Below are 23,819 nucleotides of genomic sequence, written 5' to 3'. Positions count from 1 at the left end.
GTTCAATGTCCTGCCGAATAGATGGCGTGCGGGTCTTTGAGTACCGGTTCCACCACCTTCCATTCGCCGTTCTCGAACACGCGATAGAAGCAACTGTGACGGCCGGTGTGGCAGGCAATGCCGCCGATCTGCTCGACCTTGAGGATCACCACATCGGCGTCGCAGTCCAGGCGCAGCTCGTGCAGTGTTTGCACATGCCCGGACTCTTCGCCCTTGCGCCACAGTTTGCCACGCGAACGTGACCAGTAGATGGCGCGCTGCTCAGCGGCGGTGAGGCTCAGGGCCTCGCGGTTCATCCAGGCCATCATCAGCACGCGCCCGGTCTTGTAGTCCTGGGCAATGGCCGGCACCAGGCCGTCACTGTCCCACTTGATCTCGTCCAGCCAGTCTTTCATGTTCGGCTCCGGCAATTTGCGACAGTGTATAACCGGATGGGTTATCGACGCACGATCAGATAAACGCCCACGGCCACCATGATGCCGGCCGGCCACTGGCCCAGTTGATTCAACGGGCCACCAATCGCCAGCATGACCCCACCCACCAGATGCGCGGCACCGAGCAGGCGCAGGAACCAGTCGTCCTTGCGCTTGCGCCACGGCGGCTCGGGATCCTTGGCGTGCGGCTGGGACATGCGCTCCAGCAAGTCGCGGGTCATGTTGGCCAGGTGCGGCAGCTGTTCCATCTGGCTGTGCAGGTTGCCCAGCATGGTCTTCGGGCTCATCCGCTCACGCATCCAGCGTTCCAGGAACGGCTGCGCGGTGTTCCACAGGTCGAGGTCCGGGTACAGCTGGCGGCCCAGCCCTTCGATGTTGAGCAAGGTTTTCTGCAGCAGCACCAACTGCGGCTGCACTTCCATATTGAAGCGCCGCGCGGTCTGGAACAGACGCATCAGCACCTGACCGAACGAAATATCTTTTAACGGTTTTTCAAAGATTGGCTCGCACACGGTGCGGATCGCCGCTTCGAATTCATTGAGCTTGGTTTCCGCCGGCACCCAGCCCGAGTCGATGTGCAACTGCGCCACGCGGCGGTAGTCACGCTTGAAAAACGCGAACAGGTTGCGGGCCAGGTAGTCCTGGTCTTCCGGCGTGAGACTGCCGACGATGCCGCAGTCGATCGCTATGTATTGCGGGCTCCACGGGTTGACGGTGCTGACGAAGATATTGCCGGGGTGCATGTCGGCGTGGAAGAAACTGTCGCGGAACACCTGGGTGAAGAAAATCTCCACGCCGCGTTCGGCCAGCATCTTCATGTCGGTACGCTGGTCGGCCAGGGTGGCGAGGTCGGTGACCTGCACACCGTAGATGCGCTCCATCACCAGCACTTTGGGACGGCACCAGTCCCAATACACTTGCGGCACGTACAGCAGTTGCGAACCTTCGAAATTGCGGCGCAGCTGGCTGGCGTTGGCGGCCTCGCGCAGCAGGTCGAGCTCGTCGTAGATGGTTTTTTCGTAATCGGCCACCACATCCACCGGATGCAGCAGGCGCGCATCGGCAGAAAAACGCTCGGCGGCGCGGGCGAGAATGAACAGCCACGCCAGGTCCTGGCCGATGATCGGCTTGAGGCCCGGGCGGATCACCTTCACCACCACTTCTTCGCCGCTCTTGAGCTGCGCGGCATGCACCTGCGCGACCGAGGCTGATGCCAGCGGCTCGACATCGAAGCGGCTGAACACCTCGGTGATCTTCTTGCCCAGCTGCTCTTCGATCAGCTTCATCGACACCTGCGAATCGAACGGCGGCACGCGGTCTTGCAGCAGCATCAGTTCATCGGCGATGTCTTCGGGCAACAGGTCGCGGCGCGTCGATAGGATCTGCCCGAACTTGATGAAGATCGGCCCCAGGTCCTGCAATGCCAGGCGCAGGCAGGCGCCTCGGCTCAGCTCCAGCTTTTTACGCGGCAACCAGCGCCACGGCAGCACATAGCGCACCGCCAGCAGGAACCATGGCAGGGGCAGGGCAAACAGCAGGTCATCGAGGCGGTAGCGGATTACGACGCGCTGGATACGAAACAAACGGCGGACGGCGAGCAGCTTCATGCGTTATCGCTTGGATCAAGGGAACGGCTCAGGCGCTCGAAGCGGGCATCGAGGCGTTCCAGGTCGATTTTGGCCTTGTCGAGCTCACGAAAGCGCGCTTGCGCTTCCCGTTGCCCGACCAGGGTGCGCGATTCTTCGCTCAGGTATTCGGCGAGGTTCTGGTTGAGGCTGGCAAACCCTTGCTGGTACCAGCGCGAACGGCTGCGCAGGTGACCGCTGATCAACTGGGTGGCGACCGGGCCGATCCAGCGTGACAGTTCGTATTCCCAGTCCAGCTCCAGGTCTTGCAGCACGGCGGCCAGGTCCATCAGCACCGCGCTGTCACCTTCCAGCGCCACTTCGGGGCTGTGCAGGATAGCGGTCTTGTTGCGGCTCAGCGCCAGGTGCAACAGGCTGGAGGCTGGCGCACGCAGGGTGCAGTCGGCCTCGGCGGCCCATTGCGTTGCGAGCAGCAGGCCTTCATCGCTGGGCAGGATAAACAGCTGCACGGCGGGGCTGCGGCAATCGACGGCGATGACTTTGCCGGTCAGGTGCGCAAGCCGCGCCAGGGCGGTGCTGTCCAGGCGCAAGACACGGTTGAGGCCGTGTTCGACGCTTGCCAGAAGACCTGCGAGCAACATCAGGGCTTGATGCCGCGGTGCAGGGCGACGATGCCCGAGGTCATGTTGTGGTAGGTCACGCGGTCGAAACCGGCCTCCACCATCATCGACTTCAGGGTTTCCTGGTCGGGGTGCATGCGGATCGATTCGGCCAGGTAGCGGTAGCTCTCGGCGTCATTGGTGATCAGCTTGCCCATCAACGGCATGAAGGCGAACGAGTAGGTGTCGTACACCTTGGACATCAGCGCGTTGGTCGGCTTGGAGAACTCCAGCACCAACAGGCGGCCACCCGGCTTGAGCACGCGCAGCATCGAGCGGATCGCGTCTTCCTTGTGAGTGACGTTGCGCAGGCCGAAGGCAATGGTCACGCAATCGAAGTGGTTGTCGGGGAACGGCAGCTTTTCGGCGTCGGCCTGGACGAACTCGATATTGCCGGCCACGCCCTTGTCGAGCAGGCGATCACGCCCAACCTTGAGCATCGAGCCGTTGATATCGGCCAATACCACCTGGCCGGTCGGCCCCACGAGCTTGGAAAACTTGGCCGCCAGGTCACCCGTACCGCCGGCGATGTCCAGCACGCGATTGCCGGTGCGTACGCCCGACAGTTCGATGGTGAAACGCTTCCACAGGCGGTGCATGCCGCCGGAGAGCACGTCGTTCATCAAGTCGTACTTGGCGGCTACGGAGTGGAACACCTCAGCGACTTTTTCCGCTTTCTGGCTTTCCGGGACGTTCTTGAAGCCGAAGTGAGTGGTGGGTTCGGCATCGCTGCCTTTGCGCTGATCAGTCATATCGCTGTCACCAAAAGAGAATGCGGGACATGATAATCCCCAGGGCCTGCTTTGTCTTGGCAAGGCTGAAGGTAAGATAGGTGCTTATCGAGACCTTTTGCCGCATCGAAGGTTTCCAGGCACTTATAGAGAGGAGTCATTGCAATGGCCCGTATAACCGTTGAGCGTGAGCATACCCTGGGTAAAGAAGGCGCCCGGGCCAAGGCCGAGCTGCTGGCGCAGAAACTCAAGGATAAATATGGCCTGGAGTCGTCATGGTCTGGCGATACCTTGAACCTCAAGCGGTCAGGCGTTAAAGGCACCGTTCTGGTCGCCGATGATTCATTGCGTATCGAGGTGGAACTGGGCCTGTTGATGTCGGCCATGAGCGGTACCCTCAAATCCGAAATAGAAAAAGCCGTGGATAAGGCCTTGGCCTGATGTGATGAAGCTTAGGGTGCCGATTCTAATTTTTCACCTTACTTTGTGCCCAAGCCCTCAACTCCTGCGGGCGGTTCCTCCACCCGATTTTGCGTGAGGTGCACCATGGCCAAAGTTATTTTGAAGAAAAAAATCGACAGTCAGACCACTGCCCTGAGTGAGGTCAAAGGCTATGTCCGCAAGATCTGGCTGGCGGGTCTTGGTGCCTACGCCAAGGTCGGCAGCGAGGGTGGCGAATACTTCAAAGAGCTCGTTAAGAGCGGTCAACATGTTGAAAGTAAAAGCAAAAAAGTTGTGGTTGAACAACTTGATGCTGCCAACAGTCAGATTGACCAAGTAACGAGTAACGTCTCCAGCATCAGCCGCCGGGTTGAAGTGCAACTGGATAAAGTCGAAAAAGCTTTTGACACACGTGTTGCAAGTGCCTTGAATCGAATCGGCATTGCGTCTAAACATGACGTGGAGACACTCTCTGCTAAGCTCGAAGAGCTGACGGCATTGCTCGAACGTGTCGCGCGTAAACACTAAGGAGACATCGGGATGGCTGTTAAAAAAACTACTCAGAAAGAAAGCAGCTCGTGGGTCGGGGAAGTTGAAAAATATTCCCGAAAGATCTGGCTTGCTGGTTTAGGCGTGTACTCGAAGGTTAGCAGTGACGGTGGCAAATACTTCGAGACGCTGGTCAAGGACGGTGAAAAAGCCGAGAAGTTGACCAAGAGCACCGTTGGTAAAAAAGTTGATGCGGCCAAGGCCAGCGCAGGTTCTGCCAAGTCGAGCATTTCCGACACCTGGAGCAAGTTGGAAGAAACCTTCGACAAGCGTCTCAACAGTGCTATTTCGCGACTGGGCGTGCCGAGCAAAGCTGAACTGAAAACGCTGCACAGCAAGGTCGACACCCTGACCAAGCAAATCGAAAAACTCACCGGCGCGAAAGCGACTCCCGTGAAGGCGGCTGCTGCAAACCCTGTGGCCAAGCCTGCGGCTAAAACCGCTGCGGCCAAACCCGCTGCGAAAGCCGCGGCCAAGCCCTTGGTTAAAGCTGCCGCCAAACCTGCGGTGAAGGCTCCAGCCAAAGCGGCTGCAAAATCGGCCGCCAAGCCTGCGGCGAAAACTGCCGCTGCCAAGCCGGTCGCCAAGCCAGCCGCAAAACCCGTAGCCGCCAAAGCTGCCGCTAAACCTGCAGCCAAGGCCGTCGCGAAACCCGCCGCTAAGCCTGCAGCTGCAAAAGCCGCAGCCAAACCCGCCGCCGCGAAGCCTGCGGCAAAACCCGCTGCTAAGAAGCCAGCGGTAGCGAAAAACCCAGCGGCAGCCAAGCCTGCTGCGGCAACCGCTTCCACAGCCAACTCAGTGTCCGCACCGACCCCTGCTGCTGTGGCCCCGACTGCTACGTCGACGCCGACGCCATCCAGTCAGTCCTGAGTTTTCCCAGGACACAAAAAATGCCCGGCCTGCAGAGGTCGGGCATTTTTTATGGCGCTGCATTTTAAAGATCATTCCCACGCTCCCGCGTGGGAATGCGGCCGTGACGCTCTGCGTCACCTGTGCGCGCGGTTGGCGGACGCGGAGCGTCCCAAGAGGCATTCCCACGCGGAGCGTGGGAACGATCATCCCACGCTCCCGCGTGGGAACGATCTGTTCAGTCAGTGTTATCCAGGTATTTGAGCGCAAATCGCTCGGTCGCCTGCCGCGCCGTCGGCAGCAGATGCGGGGCCACCAGCATCATGATCTGGTAAATCACCACCTGCACCTCGCCATCACGGTCGAGAATCCGTTGGTAATCCAGGGAAAACAGCAAGGTCAGGGTGATCTGCTCCACCAGTTGCCCCAGCGCCTGGGTGTTGCTGACCAGTTGGCCGGCTGCTTTCAATCGCGCCAGTAACGAAGCCAGGGTGCGCTTGAGCGCCGTGAGCAGGCTACGAATGCCTTTCGCCAGCTTCGGCAAACGCCCGGCCAGGTTCGACAGGTCCTGGAACAGGAACCGGTAGTGGGCCATGCGCTCCACGATCAGGTGCAGGAACAGCCAGTAATCCTCGGGCTCCAGTTGCGCGTCGGCGGGCGGATCGAGCAAGGGCGCCAGCTCAGCCTGAAAGCGCTCGAACAACCCGAGCACCAAAGGCTCCTTGCCGTGGAAGTGGTAATAGAGATTGCCGGGGCTGATCCCCATTTCATTGGCCACTTCCATGGTCGACACGTTCGGCTCGCCCTTGCGATTGAACAGCAGCAGGGCACATTCAAGGATACGGTCGCGGGTCTTCATCCAGCCTTCTTAAGTGGGATCGTTGAACTCAGCGCACGCGCACGTAGGTGCCTGGCGCCGCTTCCATCGGTGGGTAATTCTGGTTGCCCAGGGCAGTGAGGGTTTCGCGTTGCACGCCCGAACGTTGCTGGACCCACGCCAGCCACTGCGGCCACCAACTGCCTTCGACGTGATGGGCGTCGTAGTACCAGGCGCGCGGGTCGCTGCTCAGCTTGGGGTTCTCGACGTAATTGGCCTTGGGGTTGCCGGGCGGGTTGAGGATGCTCTGGATATGCCCGCTGTTGGACAGCACGAAACGCCGCTCACCGCCCAGCAGTTGGGTGGAGCGATACACGGCGTCCCATGGCGTGATGTGATCGTTGATGCCGGCCACGCTGAAGCTGTCTACCGTGACCTTGCGCAGGTCGACGGGGGTACCGCACACCTCCAGGCCCCCTGGATGGCTCAGCGGGTTGTGCTTGAAGAAATCCAGCAGGTCGCCATGCAACGCGGCGGGCAGGCGCGTGTTGTCGTTGTTCCAGTACAGGATGTCGAAGGCCGGCGGTTCCTTGCCCAGCAAGTAGTTGTTGACCCAATAGTTCCAGATCAGGTCATTGGGGCGCATCCAGGCGAACACCTTGGCCATGTCGCGGCCGTCCAGCACGCCTTTCTGGTAGGAGCGACGCTTGGCGGCTTCAAGGGTTTGCTCATCGGCGAACAACACGGCCGGGCTGTCGATCTGACTGTCCAGCAAACTCACCAGGTAACTGGCGCTGGCGACGCGCCGCAGCTGGTGCTTGGCTTGCAGGTGGCCTTGCAGCGCCGCAATGGTCAGGCCACCCGCGCAGGCGCCCATCAGGTTGACCTCGCGCGCGCCGGTGATCGCGCGGCAGACGTTGAGCGCTTCCTCCAGCGCGGCCACGTAGGTGGACAGGCCCCACTCGCGATGGCGCACATCCGGGTTGCGCCAACTGACCATGAAGGTCTGCAGGCCGTTTTTCAGGGCGTATTGCACGAAGCTGTTGGCCGGGCTGAGGTCGAAGATGTAGTACTTGTTGATTTGCGGCGGCACCACGAGCAAGGGCTTGGCGTATTGTTTTTCGCTCATGGGCTTGTACTGGATCAGCTCCAGCAGTTCGTTGCGAAACACCACTGAGCCCGGGGTGGTGGCAACGGTCTTGCCCACTTCGAAGGCGTGCTTGCTGACCTGGCGCGGCAGGCCGTTGTTGTGCAGCAGGTCTTCGAACAAGTGGCTCACGCCGCGCACCACACTGTTGCCGCCGGAATTGAGCAGCTCCTTGATCGCCAGCGGGTTGAGCAGGGTGTTGGACGGGGAGACGGCATCGTTGAGCAGGGTGAGGGCGAACTGCGCGCGAATGCGGTCATCCGCGCCGAGGGCGCTGTCATCGATCCAGTTGCGCGTCTGCTTTTGCCAGCTCAAGTAGGCCTGCAGGCTGCGCCGGTACAGGGGGTTGAGCTTCCAAGTGGGGTCGCTGAAGCGGTTGTCGTTGGGGTTGGGTTCATGCACCGTTTCACCCAGCAACACCCGGCCCAGTTGGCTGCCCAGGGCCAGGGCGTGGCGTGCGGTGTGCATTGGGTTGCGCAGGCCATGTGTCGCGACGGTGCGCAGTGTCGACAGCAGATCCTGGCCGCGCAGCCCAGTGATCGCATTTTGCGCGTTGATGAACGCAGCGGGGGTAGGCGCCGGGTTCGTCACGGGTCTTTCTCGCATGAGCCAACACTCCTTCGTCAAGCCATCAAGAGGCACGCCAATTGAGAACCATAGTCGGTTCCTGGCAAGTTGCGCGGTGGTGCGATCCTTCACACCGCCGGGCGCGGATGTATCACGGCGCGCAGGCGCTCCTCCTCGAGAAACTTCATGATGATCGGCGCCACGGCTTCAGCCCGGGTGATCAGGAATAAATGGCCGTCATCGATGATGTGCAGCTGTGCATTGGGGATGCGCCAGGCGAGCAGGCGCATGTTGATCAGCGGGATCAGCGGGTCGTCGTCCCCGGCCAATACCAGGGTGGGCTGACGGATCTTGTGCAACCAGTGAATGCTGGTCCAGCCCAGCCCCGCGAACAGTTGCCAGTAGTAGCCCAGCTTACCGGCCGAGCGCACTTTGCTGGCATGTTCGGCGGCCAGCTTGGCGTCGCGACGAAACGAGCCGCCATAAATCATCGGCGCAATACGCACCACGTGGGACGGTTGGATATAACGCCTGGGGCTCGCCATCAGCCACAACACTTTCGGCTTACCCGGCACCATCACCGCGCCCGCCGCCGTGGCCGCCAGGATCAGTTTTTTGCAACGTTCCGGGTAGTCATAGGCAAACTGCTGCGCCAGTGCTCCGCCCCACGACACGCCCACTGCGTTCACCTGGCCATAGTCCAGGTAATCGAGCATGCGCGCCGTGAGCTTGGCCAGGCCGGGGAAGCGATAGGGCCGGTTGGGCGTGGAGGAACCGCCCACGCCCGGCACGTCGAAGGCGATCACCTCCAGGTCCGGGTCCAGGGCCTGCACGAACGGAAACACCAACTCCAGGTTGGCGCCGATGCCGTTGAAGATCAGCAGCGGCGTCAAGTGCGGCTTGCCCGGTCGTACCGCCGTGCGGATGGCTTGGCCATCCAGGTCGATAGTGCGGAAGATGAACGGTTGCGGCATGCTCAAGCCCTGTGAAGTATTACAGGAGAAATGGGGGCAAAATGTGGGAGGGGGCTTGCTCCCGATGGCGGTGTGTCAGTCAGCACACCTGACACTGATCCATCTCTATCGGGAGCAAGCCCCCTCCCACATTTGGATCTCATTCCAATCTACCGCTCATGTACATAGGTGCCTGGCGCCGCTTCGGCGGCAGCATAGGTCTTACTGCCTAATGTCGTAGGCGCTTTTTTCAACTTGCCCGCCCGCTCCGCCTGCCACACCTGCCAGTGCAGCCACCACGAATCAGTATGCTTGGTCGCGTTTTCCTGCCACTCCAACGCTGTACCCGCCAACCCCTCGCTGGTCTGGTAGCGCGACTTGGGGTTGCCCGGCGGGTTGAGGATGCTCTGGATATGCCCGCTGCTGGACAGCACGAACTCCACCTTGCCGCCAAACAATTGCGCCGACTTGTAGCAGGACTGCCAGGGCGTGATGTGGTCATTGGTGCCGGCCAGTGAATAGATATCGGCCGTGACTTGCTTGAGGTCGATGGGCGTACCGCACACTTCCAGGGCGTTGGCGCGCACCAGCGGGTTGTTCTTGAACAGCTCGATCAGGTCGCCATGGAAGGCGGCCGGCAGGCGCGTGGTGTCATTGTTCCAGAACAGAATGTCGAACACCGGCGGCTCGTTGCCGAGCAGGTAATTGTTGACCCAGTAGTTCCAGATCAAGTCGTTGGGCCGCATCCACGCGAATACCTTGGCCATGTCGCGGCCTTCAAGCACGCCGGCCTGATAGGAATGGCGCTTTGCCGCTTCCAGCGTCTGTTCATCGACGAACAGCGCCACCTGGGTGTCCAGCGTGGTGTCCAGCACACTCACCAGCAGGGTCAGGGCGTTGACCTTCTTCTCGCCCAGCGCCGCGTAGTGGCCCAGCAGCGCGGTGCAGGTGATGCCGCCGGAGCAGGCGCCCAGCATGTTCACGTCCTTGCTGCCGGTAATCGCCCTGATCACATCCACCGCTTCCTTGAGCGCCTCGATGTAAGTCGACAGGCCCCACTCGCGCTGGGCCTTGGTCGGGTTGCGCCAACTGACGATAAAGGTCTGCTGCCCATTGCGCAGGCAGAAACGCGCCAGGCTCTTCTCCGGGCTCAGGTCGAATACATAGAATTTGTTGATCTGCGGCGGCACCACCAGCAGCGGGCGTTCGTGCACCTGCTCGGTGGTCGGCTTGTACTGGATCAGTTCCAGCACATCATTGCGAAACACCACGGCGCCGTCGGTGATGGCGAGGGTCTTGCCCACTTCGAAGGCGCCCATGTTGACCTGGCTCGGCATGCCGCCGTTGTGCACCATGTCTTTTGCCAGGTGGGACAGGCCGTCGAGCAGGCTTTTGCCACCGGTTTCAAAGAAGCGTTTGACCGCCGCCGGATTGGCTGCGCTGTTGGTGGGGGCCATGGCTTCGGTCATCAGGTTGATCACGAAGTGGCCACGGCTGATGTCCTGTTCCGACAGATTGCTGTCGCCGATCCAGTCGTGCAGTTCCTTGCGCCACGCCAGGTAGGTTTGCAGGTAGCGCTTGTAGAGCGGGTTCTGGCTCCAGGCCGGGTCGTGGAAGCGGCGGTCGTCGCTTTCCGGCACCAGCGCCGATTTGCCAAACATCACGTTCTTGAGCTCCACCCCAAAATGGGCGACATGTTTGACGCTGTGTAACGGTTGCTTGATGGCTTGGGTCAGCACCATCTTCGCCGAGGCCAATAGATCCTTTTTGCGTAACGCGATGATCGGGTTCAACCCCAGGGTGTTTTCCGAGGCCTGGCGTTTCAAGTCATCGTTATTCTTGTTACTCATCTACGACGCTCCATTGTCCGAAAGACGAGTACCGGCGATTGCTGCGCACCCATTTCGATACACGACACCAGCCTGGTACTGCGACTCGGGTGACCGTTGATACCGCATCGTCAAATGCAGGGAACTTGCCAGTTCCATTGGTTACCCGAGTTTAATTTTTTTCGCAAGCGGGCCAATCGTTGGCCGCCAGACAGGGCATTCAAGCAGATGAAATTAGAAAATGCCCTCTAAAGAGCAAGAAGCCTGGGCTAGAGCATCAGGCGCACGACCGACTGACTCGGGTCGCGGGTTTTTCCGGCAGCTTTCAGTTCGGCCAGGTAATCCGCCCACAGCGCGTCCTGACGCACGGCCAGTTGATACAGGTAGTCCCAGGTGAACAGCCCGCTGTCATGGCCGTCGTCGAAGGTCAATTTCAGTGCGTACTGGCCGGCCGGTTCCAGCTTGATCAACTTAACGTTGAGCTTGCCGAATTGCAGGATGGGTTTGCCGTGGCCCTGGACCTCGGCGGAGGGTGAGTGCACGCGCAGGAATTCGGCGGGTAACTGGTAAACCTCGTCGGGGCCGTAGGTGAGGCCGAGGGTGTTGGAGGTTTTGTGCAGGTTTACAGCAGTAGGAAACTTGGCCATATGAGGTACTCCTGAATAAACCGGCTTAACAATGTGGGAGGGGGCTTGCTCCCGATAGCGGTGGATCAGTCAGCTTATCTGTAGCTGACCCACTGCAATCGGGGGCAAGCCCCCTCCCACATTTGAAGCAAAGCAGTTCTGTGTGAGGCTTACAGGATATACCGCGACAAGTCTTCGTTCTGCGCCAATTCGCCCAGGTGGCTGTTGACGTAATCCGCGTCGATCTTGATCGCCACGCCATTCTGCAAACCTGCCATGTCCCCGGCGCTGAACGACACTTCTTCAAGCAGGCGCTCAAGCAGCGTGTGCAGACGCCGCGCACCGATATTCTCGGTCTTCTCGTTGACCTGCCAGGCAATCTCCGCCAGGCGCTTGATTCCGTCTGCCTGGAATTCGATCCCCAGGCCCTCGGTTTTCAGCAGCTCACGGTACTGCTCGGTCAACGACGCATGCGGCTCGCTGAGGATGCGCTCGAAGTCGCCCGGAGTGAGCGCCTTGAGTTCCACGCGGATCGGCAGGCGACCTTGCAGCTCCGGCACCAGGTCGCTTGGCTTGCTCAGGTGGAACGCACCGGACGCGATAAACAGGATGTGGTCGGTCTTGACCATGCCCAGCTTGGTGTTCACCGTGCAGCCCTCGATCAGCGGCAGCAGGTCGCGCTGTACGCCTTCGCGAGATACATCGACACCACCGGAGTTGCCGCGCTTGGCGACTTTGTCGATCTCATCGATAAACACAATGCCGTGTTGCTCGACCGCTTCCAGGGCCTTGGCCTTGAGTTCTTCCTCATTCACCAGGCGCCCGGCTTCTTCGTCGCGCACCAGTTTCAGCGCTTCCTTCACCTTGAGCTTGCGGCTTTTCTTCTTGCCCTTGCCCATATTGGCGAACAGGTTCTGCAACTGGCTGGTCATTTCTTCCATGCCAGGTGGCGCGGAGATATCGACGCCGGACACCTCGGCCACTTCGATCTCGATTTCCTTGTCGTCCAGCTGGCCTTCACGCAGGCGCTTGCGAAACAGCTGACGGGTGTTGGAGTCCGACGACGGCGCGGCATCTTCGTTGAAGCCCATGCGTGCCGGTGGCAGCAAGGCATCGAGGATGCGTTCTTCGGCGGCATCTTCGGCGCGGTGGCTGACCTTGGTCACTTCCTGCTCGCGCAGCATTTTCAAGGCGGCGTCGGCCAGGTCGCGAATGATCGATTCGACGTCGCGGCCCACATAGCCCACTTCGGTGAACTTGGTGGCTTCGACCTTGATGAACGGCGCATTGGCCAACTTGGCCAGACGCCGGGCGATCTCGGTTTTACCAACACCGGTCGGGCCGATCATCAGGATATTCTTTGGCGTTACTTCAACGCGCAACTCTTCGGGCAGTTGCATCCGGCGCCAGCGGTTACGCAGCGCAATGGCAACGGCGCGCTTGGCATCGTCCTGGCCGATGATATGGCGATTGAGTTCATGGACGATTTCGCGGGGAGTCATGGACATAGTGTTTGGCGGCCTCAAGCGGGAATAAGCCTACGGCTTACTCGGCGAGGTCCTGCTCCTCAATGGTCTGATTGTGGTTGGTGAACACGCAAATATCGGCGGCGATACCCAGCGCGGTCTCGACGATTTCACGGGCCGACAGATCGGTTTTCTTCAACAGCGCGCTGGCCGCGGCTTGTGCATAGCCGCCGCCCGAACCCATGGCGATCAGGCCGTGTTCAGGTTCAACCACATCGCCGTTGCCGGTGATGATCAAGGACGCGTCTTTGTTGGCGACCGCCAGCATGGCTTCAAGACGGCTGAGGGAGCGGTCGGTGCGCCATTCCTTGGCGAGTTCGACGGCGGCACGCACCAGGTGGCCCTGGTGCTTTTCAAGCTGGCCTTCGAAACGCTCGAACAGGGTGAAGGCGTCGGCTGTCGCGCCTGCGAACCCGGCGAGCACCTGGCCGTGGTACAGGCGACGCACTTTCTTGGCATTGCCTTTCATCACGGTATTACCCAGGGAAACCTGGCCGTCGCCGCCCATGACGACTTTGCCGTGGCGACGTACTGAAACGATGGTGGTCAAGGGGAGAGTCTCCACGCAGCGGGGCGAAAATGCCCTGATGGAAACTGATATGGGGGTGGTGGAGGGGATTTCAACCGTAGGACGGCAGCGCGGACGAGTGGTGGACTGATCGTTCCCACGCTCTGCGTGGTAATGCCGCAATTGACGCTCTGCGTCTTCTCTTGTGACGCGGAGCATCACGGCTGCATTCCCACGCGGAGCGTGGGAACGATCATGAGGGATGATCAGCGGCTCTGGCGCTGTTGTAACAACAGGTTGCTAAACCCTGCGCCGGCCAATTGTTTCTGCGCCACGGTCAACTGCTCGCGGTTGCTGAACGGGCCTACCAGCACGCGATACCAGGTCGCGTCCTTCACCGTGCCGGATTCCACCGTCACCGCCTGACCCAACAGAATGATCTGCGCCCGCACACGATCGGCATCCGCCTGTTTCGGGAACGAGCCCGCTTGCAGGAAGAACTTGGTCACCGGTGCGGCCTTGGTCTCTGCCACTGGAGGTGCCGGCGGCGGGGTGATACCTGCCAATGCCGCCTGCGCGCGCGCCGTGTCGATTTTCGCCGCTTCCGCAGGCGTCACCGGCGTGGTCGGCACTTGCGGCGTCGGCAGGGTTTTCTCCGGCACGGCGTCGGGCGGCACGATCACTTCCGATTCCGGCAGCAGTGTGTAGAAATCGTACTTGGGCTTCACCGGTGCCGTCGGGCTCGGTGCGGTCTTGTTGGCCTCGGCGATCTTCGTGGCTTTCTGCTGCTCCTGTTTGACGCGCTTGACGTCATCACCCTGGCCGGGCTCCAGCTTCATCAGAAATACCACGAATGCGCCGACCGTGAGGCCGATGGCCATCCACAGCCAGCCCGGAATCGGCTGCTTGGCCGGGGCCTGGTAGCGGCTGGCGCCGCGCTTGGGTGCAGGTTTTTTCTTGGCGGCCAACTTACATGCGCTCCAGAGTTTCCAGGCCCAACAGCTCCAGGCCTTGCTTGAGGGTCCGTCCAGCCAGTGCGGCGAGGCGCAGGCGACTGTGCTTCTGGGCTTCATCGTCGGCGCTGAGGATCGGGCAGTTCTCGTAGAAGCTGGAGAACAGGCCGGCCACTTCGTACAGGTAGGTGCAGAGGATATGCGGCGTGCCTTTCTCGCCGACGCTGTTGAGCACTTCGCCGAACTGCGCGAGCTTGGCGGCCAGTTCCTGCTCCTGGGGCGCGTCCAGCACGATCTGGCCTTGGACTTCGCTGAAGTCCTTGCCCAGTTTGCGGAACACACCGGCCACGCGGGTGTAGGCGTACAGCAGGTACGGTGCGGTATTGCCTTCGAAGTTGAGCATCAGGTCGAAGTTGAAGCTGTAGTCGCTGGTGCGATGCTTGGACAGGTCGGCGTATTTCACCGCGCCAATGCCTACCACGCGGGCGATGTTGCGCAGGTCGGCCTCGGACAGCTCAGGGTTCTTTTCCTTCACCAGGCTGTAGGCGCGTTCCTGGGCTTCGGTCAGCAGGTCGATCAGCTTGACGGTGCCGCCGTCACGGGTCTTGAACGGGCGGCCATCGGCGCCGTTCATAGTGCCGAAGCCCATGTGTTCCATGTGCATCGGGTGAGTGACGAAGCCGGCGCGGCGCGCCACTTCGAACACCTGCTGGAAATGCAGGGCCTGACGCTGGTCGACGAAATACAGCGCGCGGTCGGCCTTGAGCACGCCGCTGCGGTAGCGAACGGCGGCCAGGTCGGTGGTGGCATAGAGATAGCCGCCATCGGCCTTGACGATGATCACCGGCAGCGGTTCGCCCTCGGCGGTCTTGAATTCTTCAAGGAACACGCACTGCGCGCCGTTGCTCTCGACCAGCAGGCCTGCGGCCTTGAGGTCGTTGACCACGTTGATCAGGTCATCGTTGTAGGCGCTTTCGCCCATCACGTCGGCCATGGTCAGCTTGACGTTGAGCAGTTCGTAGATTTCCTGGCAGTGGGACAGCGAGATATCGCGGAAACGACCCCACAGTTCCAGGCATTCCTTGTCGCCCGCTTGCAGCTTGACCACCAGGCTGCGCGCGCGGTCGGCGAACTCTGCGGATTCGTCGAAGCGCTTCTTGGCGGCGCGGTAGAAGTTTTCCAGGTCGGCCAGTTCGTTGCTGGTGATCGGGTTTTCCTGCAGGTACGCCATCAGCATGCCGAACTGGGTGCCCCAGTCGCCTACGTGGTTCTGGCGGATCACGTTGTCGCCGAGAAATTCCAGTACCCGCGCCACGCCGTCGCCAATGATGGTCGAGCGCAGGTGGCCAACGTGCATTTCCTTGGCCAGGTTCGGTGCCGACAGGTCGATGACCACGCGCTGGCTGGCGCCGGCTTTGCGTGCGCCGATGCTGGCATCGGCCAGGGCGGCATCCAGGCGCGACGCCAGGGCCTGGGTGTTCTGGAAGAAGTTGATAAAGCCTGGGCCGGCGATTTCGGCCTTGGTGACACTGGCGTCGGCCGGCAGCGCCGCGATGATTTTTTCCGCCAGGTCGCGCGGCTTCATGCCCGCGGGTTTGGACAGCATCATCGCGATGTTGCTGGCGAAGTCGCCGTGGGTCTTGTCGCGAGTGTTCTCCACTTGGATCGCCGGCGACAGGCCTTCAGGCAACACACCTTCGTTGACGAGTTGGGTGAGGGCTTGCTGGATCAGCTGGCGAATGGTGTCTTTCATGGTGTTCTCTTTCGACCGCAAGCGGCGGCGCGCGATGCGCAGGTGGAAAAACTGGGCATTATCCGTGGCGAGGGCGGGCTTGCCAACCGTTCCAGACCTGTGGAGCTGTTTAAGGGCGTTGTGCCCCTGTAGGAGCGAGCTTGCTCGCGAAAAACCCGAGGGCGCCGCGTGAAATCAGGATACCGCGTTATCGTTAACGTTTTTCGCGAGCAAGCGCGCTCCTGCAGGGGACGGCTTAATACAAATCTACCGGGTCTACATCCAGCGACCATCGCACTTGCCGGCCGCTGGGCATTTGCTCCAGGGCAAGCAACCAGCTACTTAATAGCCGATGCAGCGGTGCGCGGGACGTTGCCTGCAAGAGTAACTGCGCCCGATAGCGCCCGGCGCGGCGCTCCATCGGTGCCGGCACCGGGCCGAGCAGTTCGATGCCGCTCAGACCCAGTTCGGCGAGCAAACGTTCGGCGGCGCTGCAGGCTTCGTCGAGAAAACCTTCAGCCTGGCCCGGTTTATGCGCCTCGGCGCGCAGCAGTGCCAGGTGCGAAAACGGCGGTAGCCCGGCTGCGCGGCGTTCGCTCAATGCCTGCTCGGCGAAGGCAAAGTAACCTTGCTCGGTCAGTTGAATCAGCAGCGGGTGGTCGGCCAGGTGTGTCTGGATAATCACCCGGCCCGGTTCTTCGGCGCGCCCGGCGCGGCCGGCGACCTGCACGATCAACTGCGCCATGCGCTCGCTGGCGCGGAAGTCGCCGGAGAATAAACCACCGTCGGCATCCAGGATCGACACCAGGGTCACCCGTGGGAAGTGATGCCCTTTGGCGAGCATTTGCGTGCCAACCAGAATGCACGGCTGGCCTTTCTGGATGGTGGCGAACAATTGGTTCATCGCGTCTTTGCGCGAGGTGCTGTCGCGGTCCACCCGCAGCACCGGGTAATCCGGGAACAGAATGCCCAGGCGCTCTTCGGCGCGCTCGGTGCCCGCGCCGACCGGGCGCAGGTCGACCTTGCCGCATTGCGGGCAGTGGCGCGGCACAGGCTCGACATGGCCGCAGTGATGGCAGCGCAGTTCACCGTAGCGCTGGTGCACGGTCATGCGTGCATCGCAGCGTTCGCATTCGGACATCCAGCCACAGTCATGGCACAACAGCGTCGGCGCAAAGCCACGGCGATTGAGGAACACCAAAACTTGCTGGCCGGCGGCAAGGGTCTGGCCGATGGCTTGCTGCATCGGGCCGGAAATACCGCTGTCCAGCGGACGGCTTTTTACATCCAGGCGCAGGAAACGCGGCTGCTTGGCGCCACCTGCGCGCTCATTCAGGCGTAGCAGGCCATATCGGCCGGTGTAGGCGTTATGCAGGCTTTCCAGGGAAGGCGTGGCCGAGCCGAGCACAATCGGGATGTCTTCCTGGCGTGCGCGTACCAGCGCCAGGTCGCGGGCGTGGTAACGCAGGCCTTCCTGCTGTTTATAGGAGCCGTCGTGTTCTTCGTCGATGATGATCAGCCCCGGATTTTTCATCGGGGTAAACAGCGCCGAGCGGGTGCCGATGATGATGTCGGCTTCGCCGTCCCGCGCCGCCAGCCACGACTCCAGGCGCTCACGGTCGTTGACCGCCGAGTGCACCAGCGCGATGCGGGCGTTGAAGCGCTGTTCGAAACGCGCCAGGGTTTGCGGGCCGAGGTTGATCTCGGGGATCAGCACCAGCGCCTGTTTACCGGCTTGCAGGGTTTCGCGGATCAACTGCAAATAGACTTCGGTCTTGCCGCTGCCGGTAACGCCGGCCAGCAGGAACGCGTGGAAGCTGTCGAACCCGGCGCGGATCGCTTCATAGGCGGCGCGCTGTTCGGGGTTCAACGGCAGCTCCGGTTGCGCCAGCCAGTGTTCGTGGCGCGGGTCGGGGGCATGCTTGCGGATTTCCACCTGCACCAGGCCTTTGGCGAGCAACAGGTCGAGGCTGTCTTTGCTCAGCATCAGCTTGCTCAAGAGCTGATGGGCGACGCCATGGGGGTGCTGGGCCAGGGTGGCCAGGGCTTCACGCTGGCGCGGGGCGCGGGCGATGCGCGGGTCATCCAGGCGGGCGCCGGGCGTCATCGACCAGAACCGCTCCTGGCGCGCTTCGGCCAGTTCGCCCTGGCGCAGCAGCACCGGCAGCGCCCAGCTCAAGGTATCGCCCAGGCTGTGCTGGTAATACTGCGCGGTCCACAGGCACAACTTGAACAGCGCGGGCGGCAGCGGCGGTGTGGCGTCGAGGATGGCGATGGCCGGCTTGAGTTTTTCGGCGGGCACTTCGCTGTGGTCGGTGACTTCCACCAGGATGCCGATCATTTCCCGGCGCCCGAACGGCACGCGCACGCGCATGCCTGGCTCCAGCTGCGCGCGCAGCACACCGGCCGGGGCCCGATAATCGAACAGGCGGCGCAGGGGCGAGGGCAGGGCTAGGCGCAAAATGGCGTCGGGCACGCGAGAAGTCTCATCTATAAAGGCAGGCGGTGGCACAGGGGCGGGAGCCTAGCAGACCGACGGTGGAGGTGTCCCGTCTCTGCTGCAGGAAGGAGAGACTTGCGCAGGCGCCGGGATTTTCTGATGAAAGGGCGTGCTCGGCCGTCACCGCCGCTTGCGCGATTGAAAAGGTCTGTTAGAATTCGCGGCCTAATTACGTGCGGTATTCGACAATAGTGTCGAGTGGCGGCACGCTAGCCCGAGGAAGTGCCATGAAAGCCGATATCCATCCAGCGTACGAAACCATCGAAGTCACCTGCAGCTGCGGCAACAAGTTCGAGACTCGTTCGAACCTGTGCAAGCCACTGGGTACTGACGTATGCAACGAGTGCCACCCGTTCTACACCGGTAAGCAGAAAACTCTGGACACCGGCGGCCGTGTACAGCGCTTCGCAGATCGCTTTGGTGCTTTCGGCAAGAAGCCTGCTGCTACTCCAGCAGAGTAAGGCTCAAAGGCCTTATGGGCTTTTGCCAGCTGTTGAAAAAGGCGTCCCTTGTGGGCGCCTTTTTTGTGCCTGGGATTTGGTTCGGCGCGGCCCAGGCCCAGGTGTTTTGCCCGGCGCCGGCCTCCGTGGCGCGTGTAGAAGTACAGCGCGTGGTGGACGGCGACACCGTGCGCCTCAAGGATGGCCGCAGCGTGCGGATGATCGGCCTCAACGCCCCGGAAACCGGCAAGAAGGGCCGCGCTGACGAGCCCTTTGCCATCGCCGCCCGCCAGCGCTTGCAAGCCTTGGTGAGCGCCAGTGGAGGGCGCATCGGCCTGGTGCCGGGTCAGGCCAAGGATCGCTATGGGCGAACCCTGGCGCACCTTTACGGCGCCGACGGCAACAACCTGGAAGCCCAATTACTGGCCGAGGGCCTGGGTTTTCAGGTGGGTGTCGCGCCCAACGTCGACCTCGTTGCCTGTCAGCAGGCGGCTGAGCACACTGCGCGGCAGGCAGGGCTGGGCCTGTGGCGGCAATCGCCGGTGCAAGGGGGGGACCGGCTCAAGCAGTCCGGCTTCGCTCTGGTCAGTGGCCGGGTCAGCAAGATCGAACGCAATCGCGGCGGAATCTGGATCGAATTGCAGGGTTCACTGGTATTACGCGTTGCGCCCGATCTGGCCCATCAATTCGACACTGCCATGCTCGGTGGTCTGCAAGGCAAGACAATCGAGGCGCGTGGCTGGGTGCAGGATCGCTCTCGGCGGGGTGGGCACAAAAATGACCAGGCACGTTGGCTGCTGCCGATCACCGACCCCAGCATGCTCAAATTGACGCAATGATAAAAATTGTAGACATTTTTTAAGCCGATTGTGAACAGTCAAGCCCTTGTATCCCGTGGCTTTAGACTAAAGTACGCCATCGCGGGGCCTTGACACCTGTGACCGACCAGTCTTGTAGGGGCTTTACGACACGCGTATCCTCGGCGGTCCGTCGACCAACAGTAAAAGCGGAATGCCGATATGTCTGATTTGAAAACTGCCGCTCTCGAATATCATGCCAATCCTCGTCCAGGAAAGCTGAGTGTAGAGCTCACCAAAGCCACTGCCACCGCCCGCGACCTGTCGCTGGCCTACAGCCCTGGCGTTGCCGAGCCCGTACGTGAAATCGCCCGCGACCCCGAGCTGGCGTACAAGTACACCGGCAAGGGCAACCTGGTTGCAGTGATTTCTGATGGCACCGCGATCCTGGGCCTGGGTAACCTCGGCCCACTGGCTTCCAAGCCGGTCATGGAAGGTAAGGGCGTGCTGTTCAAGCGCTTTGCCGGCATTGACGTTTTCGACATCGAAGTCGACTCTGAAAGCCCGCAGGCCTTCATCGACACCGTCAAGCGCATTTCCATCACCTTCGGTGGCATCAACCTGGAAGACATCAAGGCACCCGAGTGCTTCGAGATCGAAAAGGCCCTGATCGAACAGTGCGACATCCCGGTATTCCACGATGACCAGCACGGCACCGCGATCGTTACTGCGGCCGGCATGATCAACGCCCTGGAAATCGCCGGCAAAACCCTGAGCGAGGCGAAAATCGTCTGCCTGGGCGCCGGTGCTGCGGCCATTTCCTGCATGAAGCTGATCATCAGCATGGGCGCCAAGCTGGAAAACATCTACATGGTCGACAGCAAGGGCGTGATCCAGTCCGAGCGTACCGACCTGAACCAGTACAAGGCGATGTTCGCCCACCCGTCTTCCAAGCGCACCCTGGCGGATGCCCTCGACGGTGCCGACGTGTTCGTCGGCCTGTCCGGCCCGAACCTGCTGAGCGCCGAAGGCCTGAAGTCGATGGCGCCGAACCCGATAGTGTTCGCCTGCTCCAACCCGGACCCGGAAATCTCCCCGGAACTGGCGCACGCCACCCGCAGCGACGTGATCATGGCCACCGGCCGTTCGGACTACCCGAACCAGGTCAACAACGTGTTGGGCTTCCCGTTCATCTTCCGTGGTGCCCTGGACGTTCGCGCCAAGCGCATCAACGAAGAGATGAAGGTAGCGGCCGCCAACGCCCTGCGTGAACTGGCCAAGCTGCCGGTGCCGCAGGATGTATGCGACGCTTACGGTGGCGCCAAGCTGGAATTCGGGCGTGAGTACATCATTCCCAAACCAATGGATAAGCGCCTGATCACACTGATCTCCGATGCCGTGGCCAAGGCTGCAATCGAGACCGGTGTGGCAACCCTGCCGTATCCGAAGAACTACCCGCTCAAAAGCGTGGATGATGTGTTCAACGGCTAAGCCGTTGTAGCGCACCAACAAAAAAGCCCCGGCTCTCGCGAGTCGGGGCTTTTTTGTGGCTGATCGTTCCCACGCTCCGCGTGGGAATGCACCCCGTGACGCTCCGCGTCACATGTGCTTGACCACAAAGCCGTGCGCGTCATCAGAACAGATCGATCGGCGCACCTTCATCTGCCGGCAGCGGGCTGCCCGGTGCAACCCCGTTGCCCAGTTCGTTGACCGACGGTGGCGTGTCTTCGCTCTTGAACAGTTCGAAGTAGGCGTTCGGCGTGCTCGGCGAGGCTGCGCGGCCGCTTACCGGGTCGATGCGCAGGCTGAGGATGCCTTCCGGTTCCGGCTGGGTGTGCAGTGGCTTGTCTTTCAGCGCCGCGCCCATGTAACTCATCCAGATCGGCAGCGCGACTGTACCGCCGAATTCGCGACGGCCCAGGCTTTCCGGCTGGTCGTAACCGGTCCATACGGTGGTCACATAGTCGCCGTTGTAGCCGGAGAACCAGGCATCCTTGGATTCATTGGTGGTACCGGTCTTGCCGGCGATGTCCGCGCGGCCGAGGGCCAATGCGCGCCGGCCGGTACCCTTCTTGATCACGTCTTGCAGGATGCTGTTGAGGATATAGGTGGTGCGGCCGTCCACGATGCGCTCGGCCACTGTCGGTGCCTGCGGCTCGGCCGGCGCGGGAGTGTTTGCGGCAGGCGCCGTGCCTGGGGTCGGCTCGATGGTGATGCCGCCATTGCTCGGTGCGGCGAGACCATCGGTCGCCGCCACGCCGTTGACCACATCGCCGGGCACTCGTGGCGGGTTGGCGGTGAACAGGGTGTCGCCATTGCGGCTTTCGATCTTGTCGATCAGGTACGGCGAGATTTTGTAACCGCCGTTGGCAAAGGTGCTCCAGCCGGTGGCGATTTCCATCGGCGTGAGGGTCGCGGTACCCAGGGCCAGGGACAGGTTCGGCGGCAGGTCGGACTTGGCGAAGCCAAAGCGGGTCATGTAATCGATGGTCTTGCCCACGCCCATCGCCTGCAGCAGGCGGATCGACACCAGGTTACGCGACTTGTACAACGCCTCGCGAATGCGGATCGGGCCGAGGAAGGTGTTGGTGTCGTTCTTCGGGCGCCAGACTTTGTCCAGGTACTCATCGACAAACACGATCGGTGCGTCGTTGACCAGGCTGGCGGCGGTGTAGCCGTTATCCAGCGCGGCACTGTAGACGAACGGCTTGAAGCTCGAGCCCGGCTGGCGCTTGGCCTGGGTGGCGCGGTTGTAGTTGCTCTGCTCGAAGGCGAAGCCGCCGACCAGGGCGCGGATCGCGCCGTTTTGCGGGTCGAGGGACACCAGGGCGCCCTGGGCGACCGGGACCTGGCTGAACTTCAGGCTGTCATCCGCCTGGCGCTGCACGCGGATCAAATCACCTACCTGTGCCACGTCGGACGGCTGCTTGGGCATCGGGCCCATGCTGTTGGTATTCAGGAACGGGCGCGCCCATTTCATGCTGTCCCACGCTACATGCGCTTCGCCGGTGCGGGTCAGCACTTGCACGCCGTCTTTCTGCACCTGGGTGACGATGGCCGGCTCCAGGCCGCTGATCGAGCGCTGTTTGCTCAGCTCGGTGGTCCAGGCGCTCAGGGTCTTGCCCGGCAGGCGCGATTCAGGGCCGCGATAGCCGTGGCGCTGGTCATAGGTGATCAGGCCGTCGTGCAGCGAATGGTTGGCAATTTCCTGCAAGTTGCTTGGCACGGTGGTGGTGACGCGGAAACCTTCGGTGTAGGCCTCGCTGCCATACCGGCCGACCATCTCGGCACGCGCCATTTCGGCGATATACGGCGCATTCACTTCCGGCGTCGGCACGTGATAGCTGGCGTTCAACGGTTCGGCCACCGCGCTTTCGTAAGCCGCCTGGTCGATCTTGCCCAGCTTGTACATGCGCCCCAGGATCCAGTCGCGACGCTCCTTGCTGCGCGCCGGGTTGGCCAAGGGGTTGAAGCGCGACGGGGCCTTGGGCAGGCCGGCAATCATCGCCATCTGCGCCAGGCTGGCATCACGAATCGACTTGCCGTAGTACACCTGGGAAGCCGCCTCGATGCCGTAGGCGCGGTTGCCCAGGTAAATCTTGTTGACGTACAGCTCGAGAATTTCATCCTTGGTCAGCTGACGTTCAATCTGCAGCGCCAGCAGGATCTCGGTGGCCTTGCGCGAAAAACTGCGCTCGCTGGTGAGGAAGAAGTTCTTCGCCACCTGCATGGTGATGGTGCTGCCGCCGGATTGAATGTGTCCGCTTTTTACCAACTGCGTGGCTGCACGCACCAGGCTGCTGGGGTCGACGCCGTAATGGTTGGCGAAATTATCGTCTTCGGCCGACAGCAACGCGCTGATGAAATTGGGTGGAATGTCGGCGAAACGGATCGGGGTGCGGCGCATTTCGCCGAACTCCGCGATCAGTTTTTCATCGCTGCTGTAGACCCGCAAAGGAATCTGCAACTGGATACTTCTGAGAGCCTCTACGGACGGCAAACCCGGACTAAGGTAAAGGTAGGCCCCGCTGAGTACGAGCAGCAGCCCGCAGACGATCGCGACAATGGAGTACCCGAAAAACTTCAGCAGACGAATCAAGGCTTTTGGATTTCCAGAGAAATGAAAGAGTTATGCGTCGGGGCATGCATGGCAAACGATGGATCGACCCGGGCAG

The 23,819-nt window shown here is 61.5% G+C and carries 21 protein-coding genes; 6 read left to right on the top strand and 15 right to left on the bottom strand.

Features of this window, described 5'->3' with window-relative positions:
• Nucleotides 1–2: 2 nt before the first annotated feature.
• From hisI to ubiE, 4 genes are read right to left on the bottom strand one after another with little or no spacing between them, the layout of a single operon-like run.
• Nucleotides 3–395, bottom strand: coding sequence for a phosphoribosyl-AMP cyclohydrolase (gene hisI, locus C4J87_RS23975; protein WP_065893709.1), 393 nt, complete (start codon nucleotides 393–395; stop codon nucleotides 3–5).
• A gap of 41 nt (nucleotides 396–436) precedes the next feature.
• On the bottom strand, nucleotides 437–2,041 hold the full coding sequence (ubiB, locus tag C4J87_RS23970; protein ID WP_124364756.1) for a ubiquinone biosynthesis regulatory protein kinase UbiB: 1,605 nt from the start codon (nucleotides 2,039–2,041) through the stop codon (nucleotides 437–439).
• Entirely contained in the window at nucleotides 2,038–2,661 is a 624-nt protein-coding gene (locus C4J87_RS23965; protein WP_124368652.1) for an SCP2 domain-containing protein, read from the bottom strand. The genes ubiB and C4J87_RS23965 overlap by 4 nt, the downstream gene beginning before the upstream one ends.
• Entirely contained in the window at nucleotides 2,661–3,431 is a 771-nt protein-coding gene (gene ubiE, locus C4J87_RS23960; RefSeq protein WP_003171186.1) for a bifunctional demethylmenaquinone methyltransferase/2-methoxy-6-polyprenyl-1,4-benzoquinol methylase UbiE, read from the bottom strand. Before ubiE ends, C4J87_RS23965 begins: the two co-directional genes overlap by 1 nt.
• A 144-nt stretch (nucleotides 3,432–3,575) precedes the next feature.
• Here ubiE and C4J87_RS23955 point away from each other — a divergent pair, with 144 nt between their 5' ends.
• The 3 genes from C4J87_RS23955 to C4J87_RS23945 all read left to right on the top strand — a co-directional run bounded on the left by C4J87_RS23955 (nucleotide 3,576) and on the right by C4J87_RS23945 (nucleotide 5,270).
• Nucleotides 3,576–3,851 (top strand): polyhydroxyalkanoic acid system family protein, encoded by a 276-nt coding sequence (locus tag C4J87_RS23955; protein ID WP_124368651.1) that lies wholly within the window; start codon nucleotides 3,576–3,578, stop codon nucleotides 3,849–3,851.
• A gap of 105 nt (nucleotides 3,852–3,956) precedes the next feature.
• Complete coding sequence (locus C4J87_RS23950) at nucleotides 3,957–4,379, top strand: phasin family protein (RefSeq protein ID WP_124368650.1); 423 nt, start codon at nucleotides 3,957–3,959, stop codon at nucleotides 4,377–4,379.
• 12 nt (nucleotides 4,380–4,391) lie between these two features.
• Complete coding sequence (locus tag C4J87_RS23945) at nucleotides 4,392–5,270, top strand: phasin family protein (RefSeq protein ID WP_124368649.1); 879 nt, start codon at nucleotides 4,392–4,394, stop codon at nucleotides 5,268–5,270.
• 217 nt (nucleotides 5,271–5,487) lie between these two features.
• Here C4J87_RS23945 and C4J87_RS23940 read toward each other — a convergent pair whose 3' ends face one another.
• The 10 genes from C4J87_RS23940 to C4J87_RS23895 form a co-directional block, all read right to left on the bottom strand.
• Nucleotides 5,488–6,108, bottom strand: coding sequence for a TetR/AcrR family transcriptional regulator (locus C4J87_RS23940; protein WP_124368648.1), 621 nt, complete (start codon nucleotides 6,106–6,108; stop codon nucleotides 5,488–5,490).
• A 28-nt stretch (nucleotides 6,109–6,136) separates the two neighbouring features.
• Complete coding sequence (gene phaC / locus C4J87_RS23935) at nucleotides 6,137–7,819, bottom strand: class II poly(R)-hydroxyalkanoic acid synthase (protein WP_124368647.1); 1,683 nt, start codon at nucleotides 7,817–7,819, stop codon at nucleotides 6,137–6,139.
• Between the two features lie 89 nt (nucleotides 7,820–7,908).
• Nucleotides 7,909–8,754 carry a poly(3-hydroxyalkanoate) depolymerase gene (gene phaZ, locus C4J87_RS23930; protein WP_124368646.1) on the bottom strand — a complete coding sequence of 282 codons (846 nt, stop codon included), beginning with the start codon at nucleotides 8,752–8,754 and terminating at the stop codon, nucleotides 7,909–7,911.
• A 149-nt stretch (nucleotides 8,755–8,903) separates the two neighbouring features.
• Entirely contained in the window at nucleotides 8,904–10,583 is a 1,680-nt protein-coding gene (gene phaC / locus C4J87_RS23925) for a class II poly(R)-hydroxyalkanoic acid synthase (RefSeq protein WP_124368645.1), read from the bottom strand.
• A 248-nt stretch (nucleotides 10,584–10,831) separates the two neighbouring features.
• Nucleotides 10,832–11,209, bottom strand: coding sequence for a gamma-butyrobetaine hydroxylase-like domain-containing protein (locus tag C4J87_RS23920; RefSeq protein WP_124368644.1), 378 nt, complete (start codon nucleotides 11,207–11,209; stop codon nucleotides 10,832–10,834).
• A 149-nt stretch (nucleotides 11,210–11,358) separates the two neighbouring features.
• Nucleotides 11,359–12,696: an ATP-dependent protease ATPase subunit HslU gene (gene hslU, locus C4J87_RS23915; RefSeq protein ID WP_124364746.1), complete on the bottom strand. Its 1,338-nt coding sequence runs from the start codon at nucleotides 12,694–12,696 to the stop codon at nucleotides 11,359–11,361.
• A gap of 37 nt (nucleotides 12,697–12,733) precedes the next feature.
• Nucleotides 12,734–13,264 carry an ATP-dependent protease subunit HslV gene (gene hslV, locus C4J87_RS23910; protein WP_124368643.1) on the bottom strand — a complete coding sequence of 177 codons (531 nt, stop codon included), beginning with the start codon at nucleotides 13,262–13,264 and terminating at the stop codon, nucleotides 12,734–12,736.
• A 224-nt stretch (nucleotides 13,265–13,488) separates the two neighbouring features.
• The gene (locus tag C4J87_RS23905; protein ID WP_124368642.1) at nucleotides 13,489–14,190 is read right to left on the bottom strand and encodes an SPOR domain-containing protein; all 702 of its coding nucleotides are present in this window, start codon (nucleotides 14,188–14,190) and stop codon (nucleotides 13,489–13,491) included.
• A 1-nt stretch (nucleotide 14,191) separates the two neighbouring features.
• On the bottom strand, nucleotides 14,192–15,928 hold the full coding sequence (argS, locus tag C4J87_RS23900; RefSeq protein WP_124368641.1) for an arginine--tRNA ligase: 1,737 nt from the start codon (nucleotides 15,926–15,928) through the stop codon (nucleotides 14,192–14,194).
• Nucleotides 15,929–16,163: 235 nt separating this feature from the next.
• Nucleotides 16,164–18,383: a primosomal protein N' gene (locus tag C4J87_RS23895; RefSeq protein WP_124368640.1), complete on the bottom strand. Its 2,220-nt coding sequence runs from the start codon at nucleotides 18,381–18,383 to the stop codon at nucleotides 16,164–16,166.
• Nucleotides 18,384–18,634: 251 nt separating this feature from the next.
• Here C4J87_RS23895 and rpmE point away from each other — a divergent pair, with 251 nt between their 5' ends.
• The 3 genes from rpmE to C4J87_RS23880 all read left to right on the top strand — a co-directional run bounded on the left by rpmE (nucleotide 18,635) and on the right by C4J87_RS23880 (nucleotide 21,135).
• Nucleotides 18,635–18,868 (top strand): 50S ribosomal protein L31, encoded by a 234-nt coding sequence (rpmE, locus tag C4J87_RS23890; RefSeq protein WP_005784030.1) that lies wholly within the window; start codon nucleotides 18,635–18,637, stop codon nucleotides 18,866–18,868.
• A gap of 14 nt (nucleotides 18,869–18,882) precedes the next feature.
• Complete coding sequence (locus C4J87_RS23885) at nucleotides 18,883–19,686, top strand: thermonuclease family protein (protein WP_124368639.1); 804 nt, start codon at nucleotides 18,883–18,885, stop codon at nucleotides 19,684–19,686.
• A 180-nt stretch (nucleotides 19,687–19,866) separates the two neighbouring features.
• Entirely contained in the window at nucleotides 19,867–21,135 is a 1,269-nt protein-coding gene (locus C4J87_RS23880; protein ID WP_124364741.1) for a malic enzyme-like NAD(P)-binding protein, read from the top strand.
• Nucleotides 21,136–21,277: 142 nt separating this feature from the next.
• On the opposite strand, the gene C4J87_RS23875 is transcribed toward C4J87_RS23880, so the two are convergent.
• Nucleotides 21,278–23,740 carry a penicillin-binding protein 1A gene (locus C4J87_RS23875; protein WP_372238446.1) on the bottom strand — a complete coding sequence of 821 codons (2,463 nt, stop codon included), beginning with the start codon at nucleotides 23,738–23,740 and terminating at the stop codon, nucleotides 21,278–21,280.
• Nucleotides 23,741–23,819 lie beyond the last annotated feature (79 nt).

This window comes from Pseudomonas sp. R1-43-08 (assembly GCF_003852255.1).
Classification (GTDB): Bacteria; Pseudomonadota; Gammaproteobacteria; order Pseudomonadales; family Pseudomonadaceae; genus Aquipseudomonas.
The sequence above is the reverse complement of the archived record's forward strand: the minus strand, read 5'-3'. Positions and strand labels throughout refer to the sequence as shown.

Bases quoted from the DNA above. Each gene is read 5' to 3' on its own strand.
- hisI (WP_065893709.1), bottom strand. From the start codon at position 395: ATGAAAGACTGGCTGGACGAGATCAAGTGGGACAGTGACGGCCTGGTG.
- ubiB (WP_124364756.1), bottom strand. From the start codon at position 2,041: ATGAAGCTGCTCGCCGTCCGCCGTTTGTTTCGTATCCAGCGCGTCGTA.
- C4J87_RS23965 (WP_124368652.1), bottom strand. From the start codon at position 2,661: ATGTTGCTCGCAGGTCTTCTGGCAAGCGTCGAACACGGCCTCAACCGT.
- ubiE (WP_003171186.1), bottom strand. From the start codon at position 3,431: ATGACTGATCAGCGCAAAGGCAGCGATGCCGAACCCACCACTCACTTC.
- C4J87_RS23955 (WP_124368651.1), top strand. From the start codon at position 3,576: ATGGCCCGTATAACCGTTGAGCGTGAGCATACCCTGGGTAAAGAAGGC.
- C4J87_RS23950 (WP_124368650.1), top strand. From the start codon at position 3,957: ATGGCCAAAGTTATTTTGAAGAAAAAAATCGACAGTCAGACCACTGCC.
- C4J87_RS23945 (WP_124368649.1), top strand. From the start codon at position 4,392: ATGGCTGTTAAAAAAACTACTCAGAAAGAAAGCAGCTCGTGGGTCGGG.
- C4J87_RS23940 (WP_124368648.1), bottom strand. From the start codon at position 6,108: ATGAAGACCCGCGACCGTATCCTTGAATGTGCCCTGCTGCTGTTCAAT.
- phaC (WP_124368647.1), bottom strand. From the start codon at position 7,819: ATGCGAGAAAGACCCGTGACGAACCCGGCGCCTACCCCCGCTGCGTTC.
- phaZ (WP_124368646.1), bottom strand. From the start codon at position 8,754: ATGCCGCAACCGTTCATCTTCCGCACTATCGACCTGGATGGCCAAGCC.
- phaC (WP_124368645.1), bottom strand. From the start codon at position 10,583: ATGAGTAACAAGAATAACGATGACTTGAAACGCCAGGCCTCGGAAAAC.
- C4J87_RS23920 (WP_124368644.1), bottom strand. From the start codon at position 11,209: ATGGCCAAGTTTCCTACTGCTGTAAACCTGCACAAAACCTCCAACACC.
- hslU (WP_124364746.1), bottom strand. From the start codon at position 12,696: ATGTCCATGACTCCCCGCGAAATCGTCCATGAACTCAATCGCCATATC.
- argS (WP_124368641.1), bottom strand. From the start codon at position 15,928: ATGAAAGACACCATTCGCCAGCTGATCCAGCAAGCCCTCACCCAACTC.
- rpmE (WP_005784030.1), top strand. From the start codon at position 18,635: ATGAAAGCCGATATCCATCCAGCGTACGAAACCATCGAAGTCACCTGC.
- C4J87_RS23885 (WP_124368639.1), top strand. From the start codon at position 18,883: ATGGGCTTTTGCCAGCTGTTGAAAAAGGCGTCCCTTGTGGGCGCCTTT.
- C4J87_RS23880 (WP_124364741.1), top strand. From the start codon at position 19,867: ATGTCTGATTTGAAAACTGCCGCTCTCGAATATCATGCCAATCCTCGT.